The organism is Vagococcus allomyrinae, assembly GCF_017829975.1.
Lineage (GTDB): Bacteria > Bacillota > Bacilli > Lactobacillales > Vagococcaceae > Vagococcus_D > Vagococcus_D allomyrinae.
In genome coordinates this window covers 100,016-127,010 of the sequence record NZ_JAEEGA010000005.1, presented here as the reverse complement: position 1 = coordinate 127,010, position 26,995 = coordinate 100,016, and the positions used below count along the sequence as shown (strand labels likewise).

General features: G+C 36.2%; 21 protein-coding genes. 19 read left to right on the top strand and 2 right to left on the bottom strand.

What is annotated here, in order from left to right; all coding sequences use genetic code 11:
* Nucleotides 1-15: 15 nt before the first annotated feature.
* From cls to I6N95_RS09090, 14 genes are all read left to right on the top strand, one after another.
* Nucleotides 16-1,434, top strand: coding sequence for a cardiolipin synthase (gene cls / locus I6N95_RS09155; RefSeq protein ID WP_209526859.1), 1,419 nt, complete (start codon nucleotides 16-18; stop codon nucleotides 1,432-1,434).
* 56 nt (nucleotides 1,435-1,490) lie between these two features.
* Nucleotides 1,491-1,646 (top strand): hypothetical protein, encoded by a 156-nt coding sequence (locus I6N95_RS09150; RefSeq protein ID WP_209526858.1) that lies wholly within the window; start codon nucleotides 1,491-1,493, stop codon nucleotides 1,644-1,646.
* Between the two features lie 35 nt (nucleotides 1,647-1,681).
* The gene (locus I6N95_RS09145) at nucleotides 1,682-1,942 is read left to right on the top strand and encodes a hypothetical protein (RefSeq protein WP_209526856.1); all 261 of its coding nucleotides are present in this window, start codon (nucleotides 1,682-1,684) and stop codon (nucleotides 1,940-1,942) included.
* Nucleotides 1,943-2,038: 96 nt separating this feature from the next.
* Complete coding sequence (locus I6N95_RS09140; protein WP_209526854.1) at nucleotides 2,039-2,545, top strand: HdeD family acid-resistance protein; 507 nt, start codon at nucleotides 2,039-2,041, stop codon at nucleotides 2,543-2,545.
* Nucleotides 2,546-2,611: 66 nt separating this feature from the next.
* On the top strand, nucleotides 2,612-3,622 hold the full coding sequence (locus I6N95_RS09135; protein ID WP_209526852.1) for an AI-2E family transporter: 1,011 nt from the start codon (nucleotides 2,612-2,614) through the stop codon (nucleotides 3,620-3,622).
* A gap of 318 nt (nucleotides 3,623-3,940) precedes the next feature.
* A complete protein-coding gene (locus I6N95_RS09130; protein ID WP_245249330.1) occupies nucleotides 3,941-5,374 on the top strand; it encodes an amino acid permease in 1,434 nt (477 codons plus the stop codon).
* Nucleotides 5,349-7,772, top strand: a complete 2,424-nt coding sequence (locus tag I6N95_RS09125; protein WP_209526849.1) for a YhgE/Pip domain-containing protein — start codon at nucleotides 5,349-5,351, stop codon at nucleotides 7,770-7,772. Before I6N95_RS09130 ends, I6N95_RS09125 begins: the two co-directional genes overlap by 26 nt.
* 250 nt (nucleotides 7,773-8,022) lie before the next feature.
* Nucleotides 8,023-9,024, top strand: a complete 1,002-nt coding sequence (locus I6N95_RS09120) for a choloylglycine hydrolase family protein (protein ID WP_209526847.1) — start codon at nucleotides 8,023-8,025, stop codon at nucleotides 9,022-9,024.
* 19 nt (nucleotides 9,025-9,043) lie between these two features.
* Nucleotides 9,044-10,393: a glutamate decarboxylase gene (gene gad, locus I6N95_RS09115; protein ID WP_209526845.1), complete on the top strand. Its 1,350-nt coding sequence runs from the start codon at nucleotides 9,044-9,046 to the stop codon at nucleotides 10,391-10,393.
* A gap of 16 nt (nucleotides 10,394-10,409) precedes the next feature.
* Nucleotides 10,410-11,072, top strand: a complete 663-nt coding sequence (locus I6N95_RS09110; RefSeq protein ID WP_209526843.1) for a hypothetical protein — start codon at nucleotides 10,410-10,412, stop codon at nucleotides 11,070-11,072.
* A 158-nt stretch (nucleotides 11,073-11,230) separates the two neighbouring features.
* Entirely contained in the window at nucleotides 11,231-11,494 is a 264-nt protein-coding gene (locus I6N95_RS09105; RefSeq protein WP_209526841.1) for a hypothetical protein, read from the top strand.
* Nucleotides 11,495-11,512: 18 nt separating this feature from the next.
* Nucleotides 11,513-12,676, top strand: coding sequence for a cupin domain-containing protein (locus I6N95_RS09100; RefSeq protein ID WP_209526839.1), 1,164 nt, complete (start codon nucleotides 11,513-11,515; stop codon nucleotides 12,674-12,676).
* 65 nt (nucleotides 12,677-12,741) lie between these two features.
* Nucleotides 12,742-13,371, top strand: a complete 630-nt coding sequence (locus tag I6N95_RS09095; RefSeq protein ID WP_209526838.1) for a flavodoxin family protein — start codon at nucleotides 12,742-12,744, stop codon at nucleotides 13,369-13,371.
* Nucleotides 13,372-13,408: 37 nt separating this feature from the next.
* A complete protein-coding gene (locus I6N95_RS09090; protein ID WP_209526836.1) occupies nucleotides 13,409-14,110 on the top strand; it encodes a YoaK family protein in 702 nt (233 codons plus the stop codon).
* 897 nt (nucleotides 14,111-15,007) lie between these two features.
* Here the strand turns inward: I6N95_RS09090 and I6N95_RS09085 are convergent.
* On the bottom strand, nucleotides 15,008-15,265 hold the full coding sequence (locus tag I6N95_RS09085) for a hypothetical protein (protein ID WP_209526834.1): 258 nt from the start codon (nucleotides 15,263-15,265) through the stop codon (nucleotides 15,008-15,010).
* Between the two features lie 336 nt (nucleotides 15,266-15,601).
* Here I6N95_RS09085 and I6N95_RS09080 point away from each other — a divergent pair, with 336 nt between their 5' ends.
* Both I6N95_RS09080 and I6N95_RS09075 read left to right on the top strand, forming a co-directional pair.
* The gene (locus tag I6N95_RS09080) at nucleotides 15,602-16,786 is read left to right on the top strand and encodes a choloylglycine hydrolase family protein (protein WP_209526832.1); all 1,185 of its coding nucleotides are present in this window, start codon (nucleotides 15,602-15,604) and stop codon (nucleotides 16,784-16,786) included.
* A gap of 535 nt (nucleotides 16,787-17,321) precedes the next feature.
* Nucleotides 17,322-18,812: a helix-turn-helix domain-containing protein gene (locus I6N95_RS09075; protein ID WP_209526830.1), complete on the top strand. Its 1,491-nt coding sequence runs from the start codon at nucleotides 17,322-17,324 to the stop codon at nucleotides 18,810-18,812.
* 245 nt (nucleotides 18,813-19,057) lie between these two features.
* On the opposite strand, the gene I6N95_RS09070 is transcribed toward I6N95_RS09075, so the two are convergent.
* Nucleotides 19,058-19,315: a hypothetical protein gene (locus tag I6N95_RS09070; RefSeq protein WP_209526829.1), complete on the bottom strand. Its 258-nt coding sequence runs from the start codon at nucleotides 19,313-19,315 to the stop codon at nucleotides 19,058-19,060.
* A gap of 557 nt (nucleotides 19,316-19,872) precedes the next feature.
* On the opposite strand from I6N95_RS09070, the gene I6N95_RS27695 reads away from it, so the two are divergent.
* From I6N95_RS27695 to I6N95_RS09055, 3 genes are all read left to right on the top strand, one after another.
* Nucleotides 19,873-21,036: a DUF998 domain-containing protein gene (locus tag I6N95_RS27695; RefSeq protein WP_209526826.1), complete on the top strand. Its 1,164-nt coding sequence runs from the start codon at nucleotides 19,873-19,875 to the stop codon at nucleotides 21,034-21,036.
* 515 nt (nucleotides 21,037-21,551) lie between these two features.
* Nucleotides 21,552-23,072, top strand: a complete 1,521-nt coding sequence (locus I6N95_RS09060; protein WP_209526824.1) for a helix-turn-helix domain-containing protein — start codon at nucleotides 21,552-21,554, stop codon at nucleotides 23,070-23,072.
* 576 nt (nucleotides 23,073-23,648) lie between these two features.
* A complete protein-coding gene (locus I6N95_RS09055) occupies nucleotides 23,649-26,993 on the top strand; it encodes an isopeptide-forming domain-containing fimbrial protein (RefSeq protein ID WP_209526822.1) in 3,345 nt (1,114 codons plus the stop codon).
* Nucleotides 26,994-26,995 lie beyond the last annotated feature (2 nt).

The following is a 26,995-nucleotide window of genomic DNA, read 5'->3' as shown; positions in this document are numbered from 1 at the left end:
GAGGAGAGTCAAGTTATGAGCGTCTATTTAGTGTTGTTGTATGGGGTGAGCCTTATTTGCTCGTTGTATTTAATTATGTATAGAGACCGTTCAACATTTATTACCTTATTTTGGTTACTCGTTTTATTTTCAATGCCATTGATTGGAATAGTTCTGTTTCTCTTCTTTGGAAAAGGCATCGATCGAAAAAAACATCAAATAAATCGAGATAGGACAATTCGTCACTTTTCCGACTTGCCAGTGCAAGATGGAGTAGAAGAAACAGCTGCAAAGTTGATTGATCAGTCCTTAAGCGCTACCAACATGCTCGCCAACCTCACGAAAGATCCGTGGTCTTACTTTAATGATGTGGAGTTATTGACAGATGGCAAAAAGAAATTTGCTGTCTTAAAAGAGGATTTAAGGCAAGCAGAACAGACTATTTACATAGAATATTATGCCTTTATAACAGATAATATCGGTAAAAAAATAGTGAAAATCTTAACCGAAAAAGCCAACGAAGGTGTAGAAGTGTTTCTGCTCTATGACAAGCTAGGATCCAAAGGAACTGAAGCCACTTATTTTCACCCACTAATTGAAGCGGGAGGAAAAGTAACTTCTTTTGTCACCTCTCAAAAGTTAGCGACACCTTTCGGGGCTAATTACCATGACCATCATAAAATTGTGGTCATTGATGGTAGCATTGGGTTTATTGGTGGATTTAATGTCGCAGATCAATACTTAAATAAAACAAAAAAGTTTGGCTATTGGCGAGATACGCATGTCAGAATTCTAGGACCAGTTGCGAACGTATTACAACGTCAATTTTTAATCAATTGGAATCTATCCGTGCCAGAAAAGAATAGACTGAGCTATAAACCAGTGCAATTCTCAGAAAAAATGGGGGATGCAACCATTCAAATCGTATCCAGTAATCCAATTGAAAGCAACCAAGAAATAAAATTAACCTTTATCAAGCTAATTACCTCTGCCAAGAAACGCATCTGGATTCAAACCCCCTACTTCATACCAGACGATTCAGTTATGGATGCGTTAAAGATAGCCAAGAAATCAGGAGTAGACGTTAAAATTATGATTCCCGACAAACCAGATCATCCCTTTGTCTACCGAGCAACAGAGTACTATTCTCAATTGATGATGAGAGCGGGTGTTGATGTCTACTTGTATACGGGTGGTTTTTTACATTCGAAAATACTTGTCATGGATGACTCAGTTAGCGTAGTAGGTTCTGCAAATCAAGACATTCGGAGTTACAAATTAAATTTTGAAGCAAGCGCAGTTATTATTAACAAAAGATTGAACGAACAAATTAGTTGTGCCTTCAAGGGTGACATTGAGAAATCTAAAAAGTTAACAGAAAAAACCATTGCCGAAACAGGTTTGTGGACAGTGTTTAAGCAGAAGTTGTTCAGGTTACTATCACCTATTATGTAAGAAATTAATAAATAATAGATTGTAAAGGTAAAGGAGTTTAATAGAGGAGGCATAGTGTGAAAACAGAGAGAAGCGGTCTTGAGAAAAACAGAGAGTCTAAAGAAAGAGCGAAAAAAAAGCAAGCTTTTGAAAAAGAAATAGACACAAATGAAGTGTTAGTAGCAAAAGAAAAAGGAAAAAAGGAACTTAAAAAAAGCAAAAACTTAAGTTAAGGACAACTCAAATGAAATAAAAAGGAGAAAGAGGTATGCATGAGATTATCGCAACTAGATGTAAGTATTTTGATGTATTTGACTCAGATAAAATTATTGAAGTATTAGTGAAGACTGGCGATATCTTCCCAGTTGCAACAGTGATTGCTTATATTGAATTAGGGGATATCTTTTACATTTCTGGTTCGGATGAAAAGATACTAGTACGAAATGCTTATCCATTGTTTAAGTCATCGTATGTTTACTCTAATCCAAATCCGTTATTAGACAAGTTAGGCTCATTACCCTCATTTTAACGGCAATTCATAATCGCCATTAGCTAACTTTTGCATTAAAAATGGGGTCTGGTTTTATTAACTAGACTTACTATAAGAATATTAGGAGGAAATATCATGGAAATAACAAAAAAGGATTTTAAATTCGGCTATTTCGCTTTAGGCTTACTTTTTTTATTAGTATCATTTTACACTTTTTCAAATCCATCCATTAATTTAGTATCAATCATTGTTGTATTTGGAGCATTAGCAATCTATAAGGGTGTCATAGAGCTAATAGCAAACGCCAAAATCAAACAAGTAAAAGGAATAATTGTAGGTGCTGTAGATATTATTATCGGTCTATATTTGCTAATGCATATCTTGTTAGGTCTTATTTTATTGCCTTATGTGTTTGCTATTTGGTTTACAGTAGATTCGATTATATTATTAAGCAGTCACACCCGGAGTGGGCAAGAAAAAAACGGTGTATACTGGCTATTACTGGTTTTGGATATACTAGGAATTGCAGTGGGAGTTGCGCTATTTTTTGACCCAATCGTTTCATCTTTAACGCTTAGTTTATTAGTAAGTATTTATATCCTATTAGCGGGGATAAATTATTTACTTTCTTCTTTCAGATAGATAGGGAGAAAAGCCTCATTCTCAATGTTAATCATCTAGGGAATGGTGTATTTAGGAGGGGTGTAGATGACTTATTATCAAAAGATAACCCAAAATATTGTGTTAAGAAGGCTGCTTGTTCTTTTAGCTGTCATAATCTGTTTGTTTTTTTTAAGAAGTTTATTATCAGTGTTTTTATTAACCTTTATAGTTACTTATTTAATAAACCGGTTAGTTAAGAGGCTGAAGTTGGTGATGAATCTTTCATCAACGTTTATTACTGTGTGCTTTTACTTATTGCTTGTTGTTGGGGTTATCTGGGCATTGAGTAAGTCGATTCCATTAATATCCTATCAAAGTTTACAACTTTATAATAGTTTGGAACATTTTTACACACAACAAGGCACAGATAGTGGAGAAACGAAGCAACTGTTATTTCAATACGTGAGCAAGTTGTTACCTTATATAAAAAGTCAATCTCATTTATTGGTTTCTTCTTTGAAAAATGTAGTGGCGATGGCCGTAACTCTTGGTATGTCATTCATATTAAGTTTTTTCTTTATGATAGAAAAAGAAAAGATTACCACATTTTCGTCTACTTTTTTGAGTGGTAAGACTGCTTGGTTTTTTTCGGATATCGCTTACTTTGGAAAAAAATTTATTACAACTTTTGGCGTTGTGATTGAAGCACAGGTGATTATTGCCATTGTTAATACCTGCCTTACTTCAATTGCACTATATTTCCTTAAGTTTCCTCACTTATTAAGTTTGATGATGATGGTTTTCTTATTCAGTTTTATACCAGTGGCTGGGGTAGTTCTGTCTTGTATTCCCTTATCGCTAATAGCCTATTACAATGGGGGGCTGGTGGATGTGGTGTATATTCTGCTCGTCATTTTGGCAGTCCATATGCTAGAGTCATATGTGTTAAATCCCAAATTAATGTCAAGTAGGACAAAGCTACCCATATTCTTTACGTTTCTTATTTTGCTGATTAGCGAGCACTACTTTCAAATTTGGGGATTAGTATTTGGAATCCCTTTATTTATTTTCATTTTAGATGTGATAGGAGTGAAGAAAAATGAAGCAGAGGCATGACGGAAAAATTAAGGGAAACCGATAAGTCAAATGATTCCTGATTGTTAGGCAATAGAAAGTGACAATCACAATCAGCTCGCTAGATTGAGAGGTTATCTTAGAAAAAGGCTAATATTATTGAGAGCACTGTTCAAAGATTTCTCTATCGGCGGAGTCTTCGAGTAGTGCTTAGACGTGATAGGAGCTTTTTGTTGTCGATAAGACTCTTGATTAAAATTGTCGTGTAATAAGTCAGTATGTCAGCCATTTAGGATAGAAATCTGGCTTAAACTTGAATTTGTAAAGAAAAAATACATTAACAGAAAGGAGAACATGAATATGACCAGTCAAAAAAATAAAATGACAAGATTTGGTTTTTTTGCAATGACCGCTTCATTATTTATTACAGTCTATGAATATCCAACATTTGCCTCTTCCGGAAAAACTTTAATTTTTTTCTTATTATTATGTGGGGTATGTTGGTTTTTACCAGTTGCCCTTGGCTCTGCTGAATTGGCAACAATTAAAGGCTATCAAGAAGGAGGGATTTATAGTTGGGTGGGCAAGCCACTGGGAACAAAGTTTGGTTTTGCGGCAATTTTCTTTCAGTGGTTTCAAATCACAGTAGGATTTGTTACGATGATATATTTTATTATTGGGACTCTCTCAGATGTCTTAGGTATTCCAGAACTAAATAAAATTCCAACATTAAAATTTGTGACAGTGGTTGTGATTTTCTGGTTATTAACCTTATTACAACTAAAGGGAACACGAATAACCGAGAAATTAGCTAAATATGGGTTTACGATTGGTATCGTACTACCCGTTTTTATTATGTTAGCGTTGGCTATTCGTTATTTTATGGCAGGACATGCCATATCGACTAACTTTACTAACAGCCATTTTTTACCAGACAAAACCAATATAGCTGCCCTCGTTTCATTTGTTTTAGCTTATATGGGAGTGGAGGCCTCTGCGCCTCATATTACAGAGTTAGAGAACCCCAAGAAAAACTATCCGCTCATTATGTTTGCTCTAGTTATCATAGGAGTTGTTTTAAGTACTATTGGAGGTAGCGTTGTATCAATGGTGTTACATGGTACAATCTCTTCTAATCAAGGTGTAGTAGACACCTTCCAAGCATTAATTTCGCCAGGGAAAAATACGTTTTTAGTGATTGTCTTGGGAATACTAGTCTCTTTTGGTGTAATGGCTCAAGTTAGCTCATGGATTGTGAGTCCTACTGAGGGATTGCGGTTTGTCGCATCGAAAGGTTTATTACCAGAAAAATATAAACAAGTAAATAAATATGGTGTACCAGTTCCCTTACTGATTGTTCAAGGGGTGATTGTAACGATTTGGGCAGCCGTTTTGACCTTTGGTTCAGGAAGTTCAGGTGGCAATGTTGCATTTGAAACAGCAATTTCCTTGACTGTTATTATCTATTTAAGTGCTTATATTTTGTTTTTCCTCGCTTACTTTGTCGTTATTTTCAAGAAACAATCACTACCAAGAGATTATCAAGTTCCCGGTGGAGTTATTGGTAAATCACTAGTGGCTGGGCTTGGCCTGTTAGTATCGATTGCAGCCATAGTCACAGCTTTTATGGTACCAGACACCATGACAAAAGCCGAAGGGAAAACTTACATTGTCACCTTAGCGGTTAGTTTTATCGTCACCCTAGCTATCCCATTTGTTTTTTACCAACTATATGGCAGGAAACACCAAAGGAAGGAGACAACTTCTGATGAAAATGACATTACAGGAGTTTAAAAGTCTTTTTAAAAACAAAATTTTACTTATTTCAGTCATCGCGATTATTTTTATCCCTATTCTGTATTCTTCAATTTTTGATAAGTCAGTTTGGGATCCTTATGGACGTTCAAAAGATCTACCAGTCGCAGTTGTTAATGAGGATAAACCAACAGAACTCATGGGACAAAAACTTGATGTTGGTCAACAAGTTGTGGCCAATTTGAAAAAAAATAAACAGTTAGATTGGCATTTTGTTAGTAAAGAAGAAGCTCAAAAAGGCATGAAAGACCTTAAATATTACATGATCGTCACCATCACAGAGGATTTTTCTAAAAATGCAGCGAGCGTCATTAATAAAGAGCCCCGAAAAATGGAATTAATCTATACAACCAATGATTCATTAAATTATATTGCAGATGAAATGTCTACTGTTGGTGCAACGGCCTTAGAATCGCAAATAAGAGAACAAGTGGTAGCAGCCTACGCAAGCGCCATTGTCGATGTCGGTGAAAAATTGGTTGTCGCTCTAGGTGAAGCTGCCGATGGAGCAGGACAATTGTCAAAAGGGAGCGGACAGCTAGAAACAGGACTCAAACAATACACAACAGGGGTTGGTCAAGCTGACGAAGGCTCTAATCAACTAGTAGAGGGAACTGGAGAGTTAGCAGCAAGTATCGGACCATTAGCCTCAGGCGTCAACCAACTCGATAGTGGTGCCAGAGAGTTAAATAATGCAATCGGCACGGTTAGCCAAGCTTTGGTTCCCGTTCAAAACAATGTCAGTACAATCGATGCCAGCTTGCTTGAATTATCAAATGGCGCACAAGGCTTGGCTAATACATTAGCCGACTTTGAAAATAATTTAGATCCAGGAACTAAGCAACTACTGGATCAAGATTTACAACAAATTAGGCAAGAGATAGATTCGATTATCTTTAATCAACATCAGTTATCAGATATGGCCAACGAAGCGCTGATGGTCTCTCAACAAGCAACTGTAGTCAGTGGTAGCTTGAATCAAGTTGGTGGAGAGGTTACCAAAGTCCAAACCGACATAGATTCTTATGTTGCGGCAATTATTGCAGATACAGAGATTCCGATTGAGCAACAAGCAACGGTTGTTGGGGCAATCACAGCGAAAATGAATGCCGTTTTAGACCAGCAATTAGCATCAGCTAGCACCGAAATCAATGCTTCATTAGACGTGCTATCCAATGATTTAGCACTGTTAAGTGGCCGTGCGAACGAACTAGCAGGTTCAGCCTCAGTTGTGAGCAATGTCGCAACTGCGATGTCGGCTTCGGCCCAACAATTGAATCAATCTGTAGAGAATATTCAAGCGGGAACGAATGGACTAGCGCAGTTGCTGAACCAAGTCCCTCATTCAGGTAATGCAGCATCTATAAGTGCGGATTTACAAGGTCTCAGTGGGGAGTTGAGATTAGCGGCTCAGGATTTACCTAAAGCGCTGGCAGGTGTTAAGCAATTGGCTACGGGGAGCAACCAACTAGCGACAGGCTTAGACCAGCTGCAAGGGAAAATCCCAACCTTGGCTAATGGTGTGACTCAATTAAACACGGGTGCCGACCAATTAGATGCCGGTTTAAACAAACTAGCAAAAAATTCTCCAAGCTTAATGAGTGGGGTTGGCCAGTTAGAAAGTGGCGCCAAAGAACTTGCATCAGCTTTAAGTGAAGGAGAGCTAGAAGGGAAAGACCTTAAGATAACAAAACAAAATATCGACCACTTTGCAGCGCCAACTAAATTAAAGAACAATGAGTACAGTAAAGTGGCGAATTATGGGGAGGCTTTAGCACCGTATATCATGTCTTTAGCTTTATTTGTCGGATCGATGCTTTTTAACTTTGTTTATCCAATCCGCAAAGTTTCCATGAATAATCAGTCCAGTAGAGACTGGTGGTTGAGCAAGGTTTCTCTAGGTTTTGTCGTCTCAAGCATAATGGCAATCGTTCAAGCGAGTATTATGTTGATGATTGGATTAGACGTGGATAGTCTGGTCAGTTTCTATTTAACCGCCTTTGTAACTGCTTGGAGTTATATGGCAATTATCATGTTCTTGGCGATGACCTTTGATAATCCAGGAAGATTTGTTGCCATGATTTTATTGGTCCTTCAGCTTGGTGGAGCAGGTGGTACCTTCCCAGTCCAACTACAATCGAATTTTTTCAAAGTAATCCATCCCTATTTACCGATGTCTTATTCGGTCTACGCCTTTAGGCAAGCTATTTCAGGTGGAATAGGTAAACCATTATTTATCAAGAGTATCCTGATTTTAAGTATTTTATTTATTGTTTTTGTGGCACTTTTGCGGTATTCCATGCATATTTTGCAGAAAAAGCATCTAGAGAACGTCTCTGTTTTAAATAATAACCAAGAATTACAGGCATTAGAATAAATGTCAGAGGTTACTAGTGTCAAATAGAAAAGGGACGAAAAGGTCATAACTAGCAGTATATTCAGCTCCGTCTTATACCTAAATCGACACTAATCAGGAATTTCCAGCCTACATTCTTAAAATTGTCGCGAAATAAGTCAATTTTAAGAATGTATTGGAATAAAAAAGATTTAAGATATTAAGTATAGTAATGAATCGCTTGAAGAGGAGATTCATTAGTTATAAAGACCTATAGAGAGGATAAACTGAAATGTGCACAAGTATTTTTACGACGACCAAAGATGGGAAATATATCTTATCTCGTACAATGGATTTTTCTTTTCCGCTAGAGGCCACACCCATATATATTCCTCAAAATTATGAATGGAGGTCTGCTGTTAATCAAAAGCCTTTTAAAACAAACTTTGGTTTTATTGGCGCTGGTCGATTGTTAGGTGATGCTTATTTTATGGCAGATGGCGTCAATGAACATGGCTTATCTGTAGCGGAATTGTACTTGCCAGGTGAAGCCAAGTATCAGGACTATGAGGAGAGCAGTAAGCTCAATATGGCTCCTCATGAAGTGATTTTATGGATGCTGGGTAATTTAACATCCGTATTAGATTTAGAAAAGCAAGTTGGGAAGATAAACATTGTTGAAGCTGTTGCTCCGATATTAAATATCATTACCCCACTGCACTGGATTATCACTGATAGTGATGGACGTTGTGTGGTCATTGAACCCACGCAGAAAAAATTAAAAATCAAACAAAATCCGATTGGTGTCATGACAAATACTCCTTTGCTAGAATGGCATATTGAAAATTTAAGAAACTTCTTAAATGTGAGGCCTAAGCAACTTGAAGCTGTGAAATATGGTGATTATATTGCCACCCCATTTTCTCAAGGGACTGGTACATCGGGGTTACCTGGTGGTTATACGCCTCCTGAACGTTTTGTACGTGCCGCTTTTTTTAAAGAGTATAGTCAAGAAGCGGCAAATGAAGTAGCAGGCGTAAATAGCTCCCAGCATATTTTAAATACCGTCCGCATCCCTAAAGGAATTGTAGTCACGGATTCAGATGAAGAGGATTATTCGCTCTATTCTGCTTCAATGGTAAATAATACCAAAACCTACTACTTTACCTCCTATGAGAACCATCAAATTTCAAAATTGGTTCTAGATAATGAGCTTCTAAATAAAGAAGCTCCGATTGTTTTTAAGTATCAAACCAATGAAGAAGCTTTTGATGTCTTAAATACTAAATTATAAATGGAAGAGAGGACTCAAAATGACCAAGGAACAAAATTTTCTTAAACAAAATTTACCAGAAAAAAAATTGTTAGATGAAGCGACAGATGCCGGAACGGCTTATGAAGTGATTAAAAGCTACCTCATTGATGAGGGGAATTCGCGCCAGAACTTGGCAACGTTTTGTCAAACCTACATGGATGACGAAGCCATCAAATTGATGTCAGAGACATTTGACAAAAATGCGATTGATAAATCCGAATACCCACGGACAGCCAAATTAGAATCTTATTGTGTTAATATTTTGGCTGATTTGTGGAATACCAAAGAAGATTTTATTGGAACCTCAACGGTTGGCTCTAGCGAAGCCTGTATGCTAGGAGGTATGGCGATGAAATTTAGGTGGCGGAAATTAGCGGCAGAGAAGGGGGTCGATATTAACAAACAAAAACCAAATTTAGTTATTTCTTCTGGTTATCAAGTATGTTGGGAAAAATTTGGTGTTTATTGGGATGTGGAATTGCGAGAGGTGCCAATTGACCCTGAACATTTAAGCTTAGACATGGACCATGTCTTCGATTATGTTGACGACTATACAATTGGAATCGTCGGTATCTTAGGTATTACCTATACTGGGAAATTTGATAATATTGAAGAATTGGACCGACGAGTGGAGCAGTATAACCAAGAAAAAAATGGTCATTTAGTTATTCACGTAGATGGCGCCAGTGGTGGGATGTTTGTCCCATTTACAGACCCAGATCTTGCTTGGGATTTCAGATTAAAAAATGTGGTGTCGATTAACACATCGGGCCACAAGTATGGATTAGTCTATCCAGGCGTTGGCTGGATTTTATGGAGAGATCGAAGCTATTTACCAGAAGAACTGATTTTCGAAGTCAGTTATTTAGGTGGCAACATGCCAACGATGGCGATTAACTTTTCCAGAGGCGCCAGTCAAATTATTGGCCAGTATTATAACTTCCTAAAACTAGGGAAAGAAGGGTATCGCCAAGTTCATATGGACACGCGGTATGTGGCGATGTACTTGGCCAAACAGGTTGAGGAAACGGGCCTATTTGACATCTATAATGATGGGGCTAATATCCCAATTGTCTGTTACACGCTTAAAAAAGACAAGGATTTATCATGGGATTTATACGATTTGGCTGATCGCTTATTGATGAAAGGTTGGCAAGTACCTGCTTATCCACTACCTGCCAATCTGACTCAGACTATTATCCAACGATTTGTTTGCCGAGCTGATTTAACATTACCAATGGCCAAAGAACTAGTTCAAGATTTTAAAGAAGCGATCAATGAATTAAATGAAATGAAGATTATCAAAACAGTACCAAGAAAAAGTAAAACTCAAGGGTTTACACACTAAAAGAGGAGAGATTATGATGAAAGCAAAATATATGACAGGATTAGCAGTGACAGTTTTATTGACAGTAGGAATTTTAGGAGCATGTTCTAAAGAAGAAACAAAAGGAAAAATTGAAGACGGAGAAGTTACCGAAATGTCGACGTCTTTATCAGACGGTGGCGAATTAATGGAGCAAAATATAGATTTAAAAGATGATGGTAGCTTCAAAGAAATTGTCACAGGGAAAAATGATCCGAAAGTTAAGTTAGAAGTAACCTACAAAACTGACTATAAAGACGATAGCTGGGATGATGTGCAGTTGGAAATTGACAAAGTCAAAGTTGTAGAAGTAGACAAGTATACAGACGAAAATAACGAAGACTTCAAAGGTTTAGTTTCCATGCACTATACATTGGAAAATAAAGGCGGGGATGACATTCATTTAAAACCTAATGAGGCAGCTTTGGTGCTTGAAGATGGTACTCACATTAAAGCTGAACATTTTGCTGATTACTGGGATGATGTCTTTACAAAAGACAAGAAAAAAGACGGCTTTATCTACTTTAAATTCGATAAAGCAAACGAAATTGATTCTATTAAAGAGATGAACCTAAAATTTGAGGGTCGTCATAAAGACAGCGATAAAGACAAAGTAGATCATGAATATGTTGTTAACTTGCCACTAACACCTGCTAGTTAATAGCTGTTAATCGAAATAAGAGATGTGAGGTAGTGGTGATAGACCTTCACATTCTTTCTAATGAATAGTTAGAGCAGACTAGAAAATGCTATAAAAGTACGAAACTGGTTAAATTTGAGAAATCTTATTTTAATGGATAAAAAGAGAGGAATATTAACATGACAATAGAAACTCAAGAACGCACAGCGTTAAATAAAATTGCTAAAACAGTTGACGATTTAGAAAGCACTTTAGAAAAGCTAAAAGGGAAAGACAACAAGGTAAAAGGTTGGTACGAACAAAAGAAAGCCGTTCACGAGATAAAAAAAATCTTGAGTGAAGCAACGAGTTACGATGAATTTGATTCAGCAGAATACCAGATTTTTATGGGTGAATACAATAGTTATATGTTTCCTGGTGAATACAATCAAACGATTTATTAAGAAAAGAGGGAAATCTGCATGAATGATGAAAATTTAAATCCATACAGAGAAAGTGATGGCAAAGGGTGGAAAGACCATGGCCCAAGAAATATTAATCGTGATAAAGAAAATCCTAATATTTTAGTCCCGCCTGCTACAGATCATGGTACTATGCCAAATTTAAGATTTAGCTATTCTGATTCTCATCAACGTTTAGAAGAAGGGGGGTGGACAAGGGAAATCACCAATCGGGACTTCCCGATTTCCGAAGATGTCGCCGGTGTTAATATGAGTCTTGAGCCAGGTGCCTATCGAGAAATGCACTGGCACAAAGAAGCCGAATGGGGACTAATGTTGTATGGCAATGCTAGAGTAACTGGTATTGATGAATACGGCCGGTCATTTATAGATGATATCAAAGCAGGGGACTTATGGAACTTTGAAGCTGGTGTGCCTCATTCTATTCAAGCCTTAGATCAAGGTTGTGAATTTTTACTTGTCTTCAGTGAAGCAGACTTTTCTGAAAATAATACGTTCCTATTATCTGATTGGTTGGCACATACACCACCAGATATTGTGGCTGCTAATTTCAAGAAAACAGAAGCTGATATCGAATGTCTTCCTAAAGAAGAAAAATATATTTTCAAAGCTAATATTCCAGAGTCGATTGCCCAGGTGGAACGACCAAATATTAATGGAGAGATTCCCTCTCCTTTTACCTTACATATGGATACGGTAAAACCAATCGAATCGGAAGCAGGACGCGTCAGAATTGTTGACGTAAATACCTTCCCAGCAGCTACAACAATCTCAGCCGCCTTTGTTGAAGTTGAACCGGGAGGAATGAGAGAACTTCATTGGCATCCTAAAGCCGCAGAGTGGCAGTACTACATTCAAGGAAAAGCTAAAATGACTGTCTTTAATTCGGCTGGGCTTTCACGAACCTTTAATTATCAAGCGGGTGATGTTGGGGTTGTCCCAATTGTTGCCGGACACTATGTTCAAAATATTGGTGATGAACCATTAGTATTCGTAGAGATCTTTAAACACGCAGAATATTCAGATATTTCCCTCAACAAATGGTTAGGTTCTTCACCCTCTCAGATGGTGGCCGATCATTTGAACCTAACGAAACAAATGGCAGAAACCTTACCAAATCCTGATATACCAGAACCAGTTGTCTGGTACCATAAACCAGATTAACCAACTAAATCAGGCAAAATAGAGTATTAGCCGGCTACTCTATTTTGCCTATAGAGGTGAAATAGATGATAAATTTATTATATGTTTTTGATAGTGTTTTTCAAACGAATGTAGAAATTGCAAAAGAAGCAGCTAGTATTTTTGCTAATCAGTCGATTCATTACCGTATCAGGCGTATGGAACAAGTGAGGGGTGAAAGCTCTCAGCTCCCCTTTGCTGCGAAAAATCTGTCACATGACTATGAACTAGTAAGGAAAGAAGACATGGAATGGGCTGATAGCTATGTTATTGCTAGCCCCATTCATACAGGGATGATGTCCGCGGCTACCAAATACTTCATAGATTGTTATCATGAAGACGCAGTAAACGGAATATTTGTGGATAAACCCTTTACTGGGATTGTAACTGGCGGATTAGTTCATGGTGGAACAGAAAAGACCTTGGAACAATTGTATAGCGTGGCAATGCAGTGGGGCTGTTTGATCGTATCAACTAACTTGACATCTGGTTATCAAAATCCCTATGGTGTTAGCTTTATTATGAATCACGAGAAGCCTTACAACACTTTTTTTATCCGCTCCGCGTTAGAGGAGCATCTGATACCATTTATTGAATTAACGAGACATCTAAAGCATCAGAATAAAGACGAGAAGAAGACCAAAATTTTTAGAATTTCAGACGTTTTTGGTTACTAAGTGATAGAAGTAAAAGATACCGAAAGGAGTTATCGAGATGAATAGTATGGAAAAAACAAGATATCCGTTGATGGAAAGGCCGATGATTGCTTTTATTTTGGCCATTGCAGCGGGATCGATGGATGGTTATACCTATTTTACTGCTAAATCGTTTAGTACAGTGATGTCAGGAAATATTATTTTATTAGGGCAGACCCTCACTATGAGAGACATGACAAAGTTTAGTGCCATTGCTTTGACTATTCTTTGCTTTGGTCTAGGGTCAGCAGTGACCGCAATTTTACAAAAAAAATCGGAGAGTCGACATAAAACATGGACTTTTGAAATATTACTGATAGAGGGAGTTATTCTTTTTTTGCTCGGCTTTACAGGGATTAATCAACTTGTTGGTTTAACGTTTGTCTGCATGACCATTTCATTTTTAGCAGGCATGCAAGGGAACGCCTTTCACAAAATAGATGGTATGTTATATGGTAATGTAGCGGTCACTTTGGTCGTTCAATTAGCATTCAGTTATCTAGCGCAAGCCTTTTTTAGAAAAGAAAATGCTTTAAAAAACTCAGGTCTATTCTTTTTAGTCCTGCTAGGTTTCGCCTTTGGGGGATTTTTAGGCACCTTCTTAACTATTCACTGGGCAGAGAAAGCCTTATGGGTGACAGCTGGAATCTTACTTGTTGTAGCCTTAACGATTAAATTGATAAAAAACGAAGAAACACAAGAAGGGGTTGATCCAGTGTAAGTTTTAAGTTAATTTTTTAAGAAAATCAATCATTCGCTCTCAAAGAGAAAGTTGTTTGTTTTAGTCCGAGTTTACGCTTAATCAATTGTGCAGCATAGTCACTTCACTCTATATGGTCAGTCTTAGACTGTCAGTATTCTGGAATGATTGTTATGTTGCTTTTTATTGTGATTTTTAAGTATCCTATTACGTAGGTTTACTCATTAGGCTTACGGCTCAATTTAGTTTGTTTGGGCCATAGTTTCTTAGCGAAATTAGGGTTTGTCAATTTTGTTGGTGGTTCGGCCATTTACATGACCGCTGGCTTTGACATCCTAGCTAGTATTTTTATTTTAGGTAATCGAGCTGCCAAGGAAAATAAAAGATAGCGAGCCCAATAATTTGTTGGTTGTTGCAATCAGCTACTATGGTTGAGGTGGTTTTCGGCAAAAATTGACAAAATTCAATTTTTTGACTAGGTCGGTAGTAAGTTTGGACAAAGAGTCATTATCGGAACAAACCTACGTCGACTAGTTAACAAAAAAAAAGTGGAAATTAAATACGCGCCCTGACCTACTAAGAGGACTATGGCGCTATAAGCTATGGCTAAAAAAAGTATGTGTCATAGATTCTGCTTAAGGAATTGATTAGAACCCATTATTGAAGAGAGGCTGTACGATAAAGAAACAAACTTCATAATGTGGATTCATTAATTGTCCCCTACTAAACATTAGTTTATCCGAAATAATGTTTAATAAATTATTATTAATAGGTGGATTATTGGCTTTTAAAAAAATAAGCTAACCATTTACATCAGTAGTAATGACATGGTTAGGGGACAGGGGACTAGTTTAGGATTAGCAAGTTAAGTGAACTCTTATTTAATAAGAAGGGACAAACCTTTAGCATAAATGAAGTTTAGTTGATGAATATATCAAAATAAGCCTCAGTTTTTTTAAGTTCATTTGGATCATAAGTATTATATTTACCATTGTCATAAAGTAGTCTTTTTAGTTCATGAATGGCTTTTTTTTCTTCGTACCATTTTTTCATTTCCCGAGTTCTAGTAGTTTCCTGATGGGACGTTTCAATTTGACTTAAAGTCTCGTCTAACGCCATGATAGTCTCGGCAATAGACTCTAACACTAGGTTTGTCTTTTTTTCATATTCAGTCATCATAACCCCTCCTTCTTTTTTATTATACACCTTAATTTGACTGAATGATAGCAACGAATTTATATATATATGTTCATTTTTGTTTATTAAATATAGCATTAAAGAGTCTTTTTGACAAGTGTTTGACTGAGGGATTGGGTGAGGGAAAGCCGGTCCAGTTGATGTCAGTTATGGTTGGCAATAGTTAAATGAAGGTTGATTCAAGTTAGAACTACGTTGGTTAAAAACAATTTTAGATGGTTAAATTGTCTTGAAATAAGACAAATAACGGATTTACTGAGAAAATAAAGAGTTATAATTAAGTGTAAGATAAAAAAACAGAGGATGTGTTTAATTATGTGTACAAGTATTTTTACTCAAACAAAGGACAATAAACATTTATTAGCTAGAACGATGGACTACTCATTTCCATTAGACTTCAATGTTGTGTATCTACCTAGAGAATATGATTGGAAATCTGCGGCAGATAATGATGAACATCAAGCTAAATACGGTGTTTTAGGTGCAGGACGATCATTAGGGACTTCCTATTTTTTAGCAGACGGAGTGAATGAACATGGTCTAGCGATTGCAGAATTGTACCTGCCGCAAAAAGCTGTTTATCAAAAAGAGTTGGAGGATGATAAAATCAATCTAGCGCCCCATGAATTTATTACCTGGGCCTTAGGACAATTCAAATCAATCTCTGATTTAAAAAAAAGCTTACCTAAAGTCAATCTATTCAACGTTGCAGCGCCACTTATCGATACGATTACCCCTCTTCATTGGATTGTCACGGATACCACAGGGAACTGTATGGTAATTGAACCCACACAAAAAATGCTTCATCTAAAAGATAATCCTGTTGGGGTGATGACTAATACGCCACTTTTGGAATGGCATATTGAAAATTTAAGTAACTATCTAAATGTTCGACCAAAACAATATGAACCAGAAAAATTTGGTGAGTACATCTCCCATGCTTTTTCTCAAGGGACAGGGACCTTAGGTTTACCAGGGGGTTACACGCCACCAGAAAGATTTGTGCGAGCAGCGTTTTTCAAAGAGCATATTGATCAAGCTAAAACCGAATTAGAAGCTGTTACAAATGCCACTAAAATTTTATCAACCGTTCAAATTCCTAAAGGAATTGTCGTGACCGCGGATGGCAAAGAAGATTATTCGCAATACACAGGGATGATGTGTAATGATAGCAAAACCTATTATTATACCGATTATCACAATACTCGTATTTCAAAAATAGAGATGACAGAGGAACTACTGGCGAGGAGTCTCCCTAAAGTATTTGTGATAGATAAGGCTGAAGATATTAATATCTTGAATAAAAAAGAGAACTCCCCAGTGGAAAAAATCTCTGAGTTGAAACAAAAAAAGGACGTCGGTGAAGCTTTCGTAGACATGTTTAATCAAGAATTATTGATAGGTCTAAAAGCTGCTAAAGACGGACATTTAGATGAGGATGCCCATCAAGTTATTGACCAACTCGTTGAAGAATTAAAACAATTAAAAAGCAAAGGTTAAGCCCTAGAGTCCATAGTCTTAAACGGTACTAGTTTTTGTTTAGGTAGGCAGGATTTTAGTGGCAGTTGAATAAGGACCGACTTAGCTTGGAAGTTAAGTCACTAGAGCATGAGTTGGTGTGAGTATTAAGTGATAACCCGAACAATGCGATTTAGCTAAGTCGTGTTGTTTTTGGGGGTGGTCATTATCTAAGCCCAAATAGTCTTGAGTCAATCAAAATAAAAGGATTGTTAATGAGTAAAACAGCCTAAGATACTCTTTAATCTGAGACACAAATGAATCATTCGGGGGTACGGCTACCTGTTGTTATTCAAATAAACGAGTGAAAACGTTATCTTTGCTTTGGCGCGAATAAAGAAGTTTAAAATTAATAGGAAAGGAACCATCATGGTACAATAGTATAGGAAGCGAGATAATTCTCTTAGTTATCAGCCATAGTGATAAAGAGTTGCGGCTGAAAATTAAAAGAAAGCATCGCGTCTAAATGGACATCACATTATCTGATACTTAGAATGAGATATTTGGAGGAGAGCGTATGCACCATAAATTACAACAATTAGTCACGAATAAACATCAGGTATTGCTTCATATGATTGCGTATATTTCAGAAGAAGAGCGCTGGTATTCCGTACAAGAAATCAGTCAAGAAATCGGCTTAGTCGAGCGAAGTGTTCAACGCTATACTCAACTTTTATACGACCTGATAGCAGAATGTAACGAGGCAAATCAATCTTATTTTGTCCTACAAATGAAAAAAAATAGGGGAGTTAAACTATTGATCAAGCAACCGACAAATGTTCAATGTTTAACTGTCCATATTTATGAATCGGACAATACAGTTAAATTACTAATAGACCTACTATTTGGCTCTTATAATTCAACTCAAGAGTACGTAAGAAAAAAGGACTTGAATGCTCATTCAGTTAGACAATCATTAAGCAAGATTAAGGCGTTTCTACACACTGTTGAGTTAGATGTGTCAGTTAGTGGTTTTCGCCTTCTAGGAGACGAGTCCCAAATTAGAATGATTGGTTATAGTTTGTCTTGGATGCTGTTTCAATCAGAGCCATGGCCAGAAGCTTTTCATAAAGTGGATCCGTTTAAAATTAATTCGGCTATCGATTCACTGATAACAACTTTGCACCTAGATATAAGTCATGTGAGGAAACGAAAGTTATCTTACATGGTCGCGATTAATATTCTAAGGCTGAGACGAGGAGAGACCGTATGTTATCGTGCGGATTGGGAACCATATGTGCCTGTTGATAATATGTTTGAATTAAATAAAGCTGTTGAAAATCTATATCAAACGTTTCATATATACTCTCATGAAGAGGTTCGTTTTCTAGTATTAAATATCATGATGAAATCATTTGTCTATAAGGTTCCTCATTTCAAAAAGAAAATTCTTGAAAACCATAGGTCGACAGAATCAGATGTTTTAACTCTCACTAACTTAGCGATGCGTGAATTCGATGAGAAGATGTGTCCAATCATACCAGAGGATTATGAGTCAATCTATTTATATTTGTTTCGAAGTCACCTATCAGCAAAAGTTTATAAGCAAGCCGATTTTGATTATAGTGGTCACAGTTTTATGGACAGTATCTATGCCGATTTTGTCAACTACCATGAGCGTATGACGGCCTTTATTCATCAATTGTGGTTAATTAGTCAAAATAGTTTGTTTTTAGAAGAACGATATTTGATTCAAGTCTATATTATGGTCGTCTCGTATACACAGATGTCTTTAATCTTCGAGCCTCCCCTCAAAATTTCTTTGCAAACTGATTTATCCGATATTCATGAAATGCGTATCAGAGAATTCATTTGTGAACAATTTAAAAACAATTTTAATTTGAAGTTTTTAGAGACTGACCATTCCCAAATACCCGATCTTATCTTGACTAATTTAACGACAAATATAGTAGCTAACTCGACAATGGTTATTGATTATCCACTGAGTCATAGGGACTTATTTAACTTAAAAACAACCTTGTCTAAGTTAAAGAAACAGACAACTTAAGAGTAGCTCGAACTATCCAATTAAATAAAAGGAAAAAGGAGTCTAAGAAAAAAATTGCCCAGCTTCTGCTAAAAGTTGCTTCTTGTCAGTGACAAGAGGCATTTTCTTAGTGGTGATGACCTTTACCGCTATCATAATGTAGAGCCTGGGTTAATAATTAAAAAGACGATACCTTTTAGGAATCATCTCAAATAGCTATTAATGCTTGTTAATGTTCTTATGATGGTAAGTAAATTATCTAAGCGTCAGTTGATAAGTTTATCAAAATGGGCATCAATAGTTTTTAGCTCACTTTCATTGTAAGAAGAGTATTTTCCAATGTCGTGAAGAAGATGCTTCAGCTCTTGAATAGTTTTTTTTTCTTCATACCATTTTTTCATTTCTCGAGTTCTTAGACTTTCATTATTGGATAACTTGATCTGATCTAAAGCGTTATCTAACGCCAGGATTGCTTTAGCAATAGATTCAAGTACCTCTGTTTGATCATTTCTATCTTCTAGCATAATTAGACACTCCTCAGACTACGTATTTTCTTATCCATTATATGTCATAAATGCACTGAATGTAAGTGGTTACGTCATTTATTTATGATTATATAGTGGATTAGTCAACTTTCAGCCTTCATCAGGAAATGTGTTGTTTGAAACGAAAGAAAATAATTATACAAAAATAAAATATTATGGAAAGTGTAAGGATTTGGAAGAGGTACATTAATTTTTACATTAAGAAATAGCTTTATACGTATGAACTCATGCCTAAAAAAATCATGACAGGAGTTAAGGGATGATTAACTTGTTAATAATCGTTGAGTGAACCCCATTTATTTTAGAAGTTTTCTGCTCAAGGGAACCAGTCAAAGTTAGTTGTCATAACTGATATTAAGGCACAACTTACTATTAATTAGAAGAATAAGTTTTATGAATAGAAGAGGTGCTAAAGGTAATTGTAAAGAGAATAAAAAAATAACTGAATTCAGTCGTGTAAAATGACAGAACAACCCTAATTATGAGACATACAATCCTATATAATAAATAAAAAGTCATAATGGAGGAAGATGAAGGTGAAAAAAATTATTCTAGAGCTCCCATCAGAGCTGTCTAATTTAATCGATATAGACAACAACAATCAAATAAAACTAATGGTTGAAAATAATAAAGCTCAATTATTATTGGAGGATAATCTATATAAGCCGGTAGTCCCAATAATTAGTATTGTTGTACCCTCGATAATGACCAGCATTATTTTTTTCTGCTTTTTTTTCTTTAAGCGATTGCCCCAAATTAGTTTAACAGGCCCATTATCCATCGCGAGTCTAACCCTATCCCTCGGCTTATTAAGTGGGATGTGTAGCTTCATTCTCATTTTTGTGAAAGCAAAAAATAACAAAGTGGTCACTAAAGCAACAGACATATATTGGCGGAATCTTCCTAGTGTCATTTTATCGCTGTCGATTTCATTATGGCTATTTTTATTAGCTTTTTTCAAACTATTAGGATTGATGTTTAAAGAAAGTTCTTTTGATCTCTATACATCCATATTTCTATTTTTTATTTTTGTTAGTATCATCAATTATATCATGATTTATTTTGCTCTAATAATCTCGCCCTCACTTTTAATTAATTTAATGACTGTTGTCTTTATTTCAGGCATAGGTCTATCGATGATTACAAATCGTGATGACTTATGGTGGCGTAATAATTTTAGTTTCTTAGGTACTGCAGCAGCAAAAAATCGATGGGAATTTAATTTGACCCTAATCCTCACGTCCATTCTCATGATTGCTCTTATTGATTACATTTTTGTTTATTTAAATCAAGTTATTGCGACAAAAAAAAGGTTAACGACGTTAAAAATACTCTTGATATTAACAGCAGTCAACTTAGGCGCCGTAGGAACATTCCCATACAGTAGCCAAAGTTTTACTGGACAGGTTCATAACATGGTTGCCGCAAATTTAGTTTACCTCATCGTGCTCTTAATCATCAGTATTCGGTGGTTACTTCCGCAAATAAGTAAACCATTTTTAACGATATCATATTGGTTGGGTGGGTTGTTAGTTCTTTCTTGTGTCTTATTTCAAGTGGCTCATTACTTTTCACTAACGGCGTTTGAATTGATTTCATTTTTAATTGCCTTTACTTGGATATTATTATTACTAAAATCATTACAAAATTTAACATTGACCAATGAATTTAATGTTCCCTTCACTCGAATTGAGGATTAAAGCATAAAAAAATTAAGTGAGCCTGTCGGAAATAGCGAAGTAAGTAGTTATAACAAAAGAAATTTCTTGTTATTTAATTATGAGGTTCATCTTCATTATAAAGGGAGGAATAAAAAATGCATTCTAGTTAGAGAACCTTTAACTTTTTTGATAAGCACCACATCGAATAAGTAGGCTATCTATTTAATAAATTCATTTAGTAGAACTGAATTTATTGGGTATTAATGACAAAAGCAGCAACGGATTCTTTGAGGATATTTTTTGAAGGCCATGTTATCTAAAAAAATATTTCATATCGATATGCAAAAAATGAAAAGACAATCTAATTAGAAGCGTATAGAATTAACTTTGTTAAAAGATTCACATAGATTTGAACAGATTTTTAACGTAAAGTTCACAGACTTTTGTGTTGTAAAAATTCGATTTAATTTAATAATGAAAGATAGTTTTTTGGTTTAGTAGTGCCTTTTTCAGGAAGTTTGTGAACTATTTTATAATCATTGGAGGAGAATATAGTGAACCTTAAGCTACAAGAACTCGTAACGAATAAAAGACAAATACTACTTCAAATTATTAAACTTATTTCAGAGGAAGACCGATGGTACTCTATTCAAGAAATTAGTGTGGCGATTCAACTGGTAGAGAGAAGCGTGCAACGCTATGTAAATGATTTATATGATGTTGTCAACGATTGTAACGAACAGAAAAACGATCATTTTTGCTTGCAAATGAAAAAAAACAAAGGGATTAAATTGATTATAGAGCAGAAGGAAAATGCGGCTGTTTTAAAAAAATTTATCTATGAGTCGGATGAAACTATACAAATACTGATGGCTCTGTTATTTGAATCCTATCATTCAACATTTGATTATTCTAAAAAGGAGGATTTAGGCAGCCATACTATTCTGAATTCTCTTAATAAAATTAAGACATTTTTACAACCCCTCAATTTGACGGTCTCGACTAGAGATTTTTGTATTGTGGGAAGCGAAGCTCAGTTGAGAATTATCAGTAATAGTATTGCCTGGTATTTATTCAATTCTGATACATGGCCCAATATTTTTCATCAAGTCGATCAATCTAAAATTGACTCGGCAATTATTACGATGAGTGATTCGCTACATCTGGATATACCACCTATTCAAAAAAGAGAATTTACCTATATGGTAATTATCAATATATTAAGGTACCGAAAAGGGAAATCAATCGATTTTTTATCTGAATGGGAACAATATGTCCCCGTAGATAATCAATGTGAATTATATCGAATCATTGAATCTATGTATAAGTCATTTCATATTTATTCTCATTCTGAAGTTCGGTTTGTTCTTCTTAACTTAATGACAAAATCGTTTATATACGACGTCTCTTATTTAAAGAAAGAAATCATGGCTAATCTTTTGAAGAATAGTGCTGATGTTTTGACCACCACAGACTTATTTATGAAGGAATTTGACCAATTTTATCCAATACCTTTAAAAGATTATGATGATATCTATTTTTATATTCTTCGTGGCCATCTAGTAGGGAAAATCTATAAACAAGCAGATTTTAATTTTAGTGGTCATAGTTTGAAAAATGATATTCCACTAGAGTTTGCTACTTACTACACTCGAGCCAGTAGGTTTATTAATAAATTATGGTCAATCAGTCATGATGACTTTTTCTTAGAAGTAGACTATTTGATTGAATTATATTTTCTCGTATTATCTTTTACGGAATTAACCTCACTATTTGAGCAGACGGTTACATTATCTTTAGAATCGGATTTACCTGAAATTTGTGAAAAACATATAGAAGAATTTATTTGTAATCAATTTAAACACTACTTTAATGTCGTGTTTACAAAAGATAAAATGTTACAAAGACCTGACCTTATTTTAACCAACATTGCTTTAAACACTCAAAAATCAACACCTTCTTTAGTGATAGATTATCCTATTAGCGATAGAACGATGCTCGAAATAAAAGAAGTCTTGTGCAATTTTAATGATCGGAAAAAAAAGCGTTCTAATTTAATCATCAACATTGTCTAGAGGGGTGTCAATTAAGTGTGTAAATGGGGGAAGTAACACAATATCAAGGGAGGAACAATCACAGCGACAATTGTTCGTTAACGACGGTCTTCCAGCATTGCAGCCGTCACTTAGAAGGTGTTTAAGCGAGTCGTGATTTTATTGAAAAGGGATAGAAAATGTTCAATAAAGAGCCTATCTTTAGGCTAGATTCCCCCAATACCGTAAAGCTAAAGAGTTTAACTTCTTTTTGGCTTTTTTTGTATGCACTGAGAAATCGCTATTCTTTTAAAAGTCGAGGCACATGTTTATCTTAAAAATGACTATGACCATGCTGTACTAACTCTATTTATACTGTCTGATAATGCGTCACATTTCTTACTTAGAAAGTGTATAGGGTGCTTTATAATTAATTTCATGGAATCACTTAAAGGATGATCCTATTTCTTTTCGTCAAGTCCTAAGTTGGACTAAATGAATAGCGGCAATCGTGTGGGGAGTTAATTGAGAGGTGACTTATGTTCATTTAATTATTGATGTTAAGTTATTAGAGAAAGTGGTAATTGAAAGAGTACTCTTGAGAAAAGGAGGAGAACTATGAATATAGTAGTTAGGAAATTCAAGATTGTTTTTTTATCACTCATATGTTCAGTTGTAGTGTTTATTGCAGGTACGCCAAAAGTTGACGCTGTCGAAAAAGAGGTTTCAAATTGGGGAGACTTTCAATCGGCACTCGTAGACACTAGTGTCGATAAAATTACTATAACAGGCTCCTTCTCGGCAGGAACTGCATTAGGAACAGTGAGTCGGAAATTAACAATAGAAGGAAATGATCATTTAATTGGATTTGCTGCAAGAACTATCACCTTAGCTGCAGGATCTGATGTAGTGGTAAACAATCTCTATTTTACGGGGACATCAATGCTTTTTAATGGGCGGAATGCTAACTTGACCTTTACTGGTAATTTGAAAAGTGATCCAACAAATAATGCTAGGATTGCTAATTTTGATAATCGACAAGAAAGTTCAGTTGTTTTTGATCGAGCGAATGTGACTTATGACCAAACATCTAATACCACATCTGGTGTCATGGCTAAGCTGTTTACAATTACTAACCAGAGTGTAGTTAATTCCGACACAACGTCATTTTTTGAAACAACCGCTGATGACAGTGTGATTACTATTAACGAAGGGTCAAAAGTAACAACCAATAGCTATAAGAGTGGTAATAATATATCTGGCCAAGTTTGGAAATTTACAAATAAAGCGACAGCTACTATTCAAGGCGAAGGGACAGAATTTAATTCTTCAGGTAATGTTTATACTAGCGGGAATAACGGAGCGTTATTCACGATGGATTCGGATGATTCTCATATCAATGTTCTTGATGGTGCCAAGATGAATTTATACAGTGAGCGAACGACTGCCCTTGTTATGTATAGTCGTGGCGGTTCATTTAATGTGAAGAATAATGCTGAATTGAAATTTACATCAGACGGAAATTACAATGGATATGGCGGCACAATTCGCTTTAGAATACGTGGACAAAATGAATTTAATGTTGAAAATAAGTCGAAAATTGAGATTGTGAAAACGGGAAAAAGTAACAGCAGTCAAACCACCATTCTTCCACCTGCTATTAGGATGTCCGGTGCAGGTAATAAAGTAAATGTAAGTGGCGGTTCAGATTTTATCTTACGAAATGAAGGGAATCTCAGTGGGTCATACACTAACCCTGGTTCTGATAGTGCTAACCAAGGCATCCTATTTAATGCTGGGGCTGGCAATTCGTTCACACTAGTAGGAGAGGACTCTAGTGTGGACATCCAAGCGGATTATGGTGCTGCAATCGATGCTAAAGGGGCTGATTTGGATATAACGGCAGGAAAGGGAACTTACTTCGTAACACGTGGCGCGACCAATAGTCGAACTGCAGCTATATTTAACGCGGGAGTAATGAATGTGACGATGGATGAGCCCAAATATTTTGATTTTATTAACTATCGCGGTGTAGTTTTTGATAGCGATGCAGGCTCAACTTTTAACTCAACAAATTCAGATTTATCTGTTTGGAACGTCATGGAAAATCTGTCGGGTAATCCCTTTAAGTCTTGGACCTTGATTGATTATTTCTTAAATGGGACAAATTTTTCGAATGTTGTTTCTTCAAGTGACCCTAACTTTAGCTCAGAATTTGGTAATATGAATCACTATGGTAGGATGACTGCAAATAATCAAACAGCCCAGGTAGATAAAATTCGTATTCCAACTAATGCTGATAAATTTGTCTATGCACATGCGATTGTTCCAGAAGGGAAAACAGATGAACCAAGAAATGCCTTTACAGATGAAGTAAACATACGATTAGAAGTTGATAAGGCAGATGGAGCACTTTCTTTTGAAGGAATTGGGAAAACTATCGGTAAAACGGATGATTCTGATGGGGTGGCCATCTATGATGAACCTGCTGAAGCGGGTTGGGTAAAAATTCCAGTACCTAATGATCAATTTATTCAGACTAATGAGACAGTTAAAGTGATGGCAGCGTGGCGTGGAATGGCGGCTGAAAACTCAGGTAAGGTTTATATAAGCTCTCCGGAAGAGTTGACGAAAGAGATTGTAAAAACAATCAATGTCACACCACCTCATAAAGTGAAAACACAAACGGAACTTTCCAATGCGACAAAACAAATTAGTGGCACAAGTGACAGAGAAGGAGCGTCAGTTTTTTTAAAAGTGAACGGTGAGTGGTTGCTTAACAGCGATTTTGAAGTTGTTCAAACAACGGTGAAAGAAGGGAATTGGTTAGTCAATCTTCCTAGTTATCTTGAAAAAGAAGCATCACTAGATATTTATATTAAAGATCATACGGAGTTGCCGACGGATATACCCTATGTTTTACCAACGACTTACACGATGGAGCCAAATAATCAATGGGGAAATATCAGTGTTAATGTTGAGGAATATAATTCGTATGAAGGCTATCATGATGCGATTAAAGAGAGTCGTTTTGATCCAGCCCTGCGTTTAATAACGGTGGATGTTTTGCCCGATGCGCCTAAAATAACAAAAACATACACATCAACGGGAGGCAGTACAGTCCAAGTGGGAGACATATTAACGTACACCTTGACAGTCAAAAATGATAAGCCCGCTACTTTAGTAACGGATTGGAAAAATGTTGTTTTAACAGATCCTTTACCAGAAGGCCTGATTTTTAATAAAGAACAGGCCAATGTGATGATTAATGGTAGTGAGATAGATGATTCGGTCTATGCCTACGATGATGCGACAAGAACACTGACGCTTTCGGTGGGGAATTTAGACTCACAAGTATCAGCGGAAGTTAGCTTTGATGTCCAAGTGGCTATATCGTCAGTGGGCGGAGCCATCGTAAATAAAGCAACAGCTATCGGAAATTCACCAAGAGAAAAGAATTTTATCGTTGGTCCTGAAAATGTCGATCATGAGAAAGCAACCTATTCTGCCTCAAGTGAAGTAACGACGTCTGAAATTTTTGGTACGGTGAAACTTGTATCTGCTCCTAGTTTGTTTGATTTCGGAACAATGGAGTATCACGGTAGAGCCATTGAAAAAAAACAAGCGGAAAATTTAGCGAGTCAAGCGGGATTAGTGGTCTCTGACAGCCGCGCGAATCAATCTCAGTGGTCTCTTTCAGTTAAAGTCGAAACGCCGTTGACATCAACTAAGGATAAAGTTTTAGGAGATGCCTTGAGGTACAGGCGATCTGATTCGGATGAGCTAATCTTAACTGAGTCTGCTCAAGAAATTTATAAACGGGATGAAGGAGGTGATGCCATAATTAGCGATTCGTGGTCTGAAGATGGCAGTGGGTTAGGACTTTATATCTCAGCAAGCGATGCAGTAAATCTAGGTACCTATACTGGAGAGCTAGTTTGGTCATTGGAATCTAGTCCATAGAA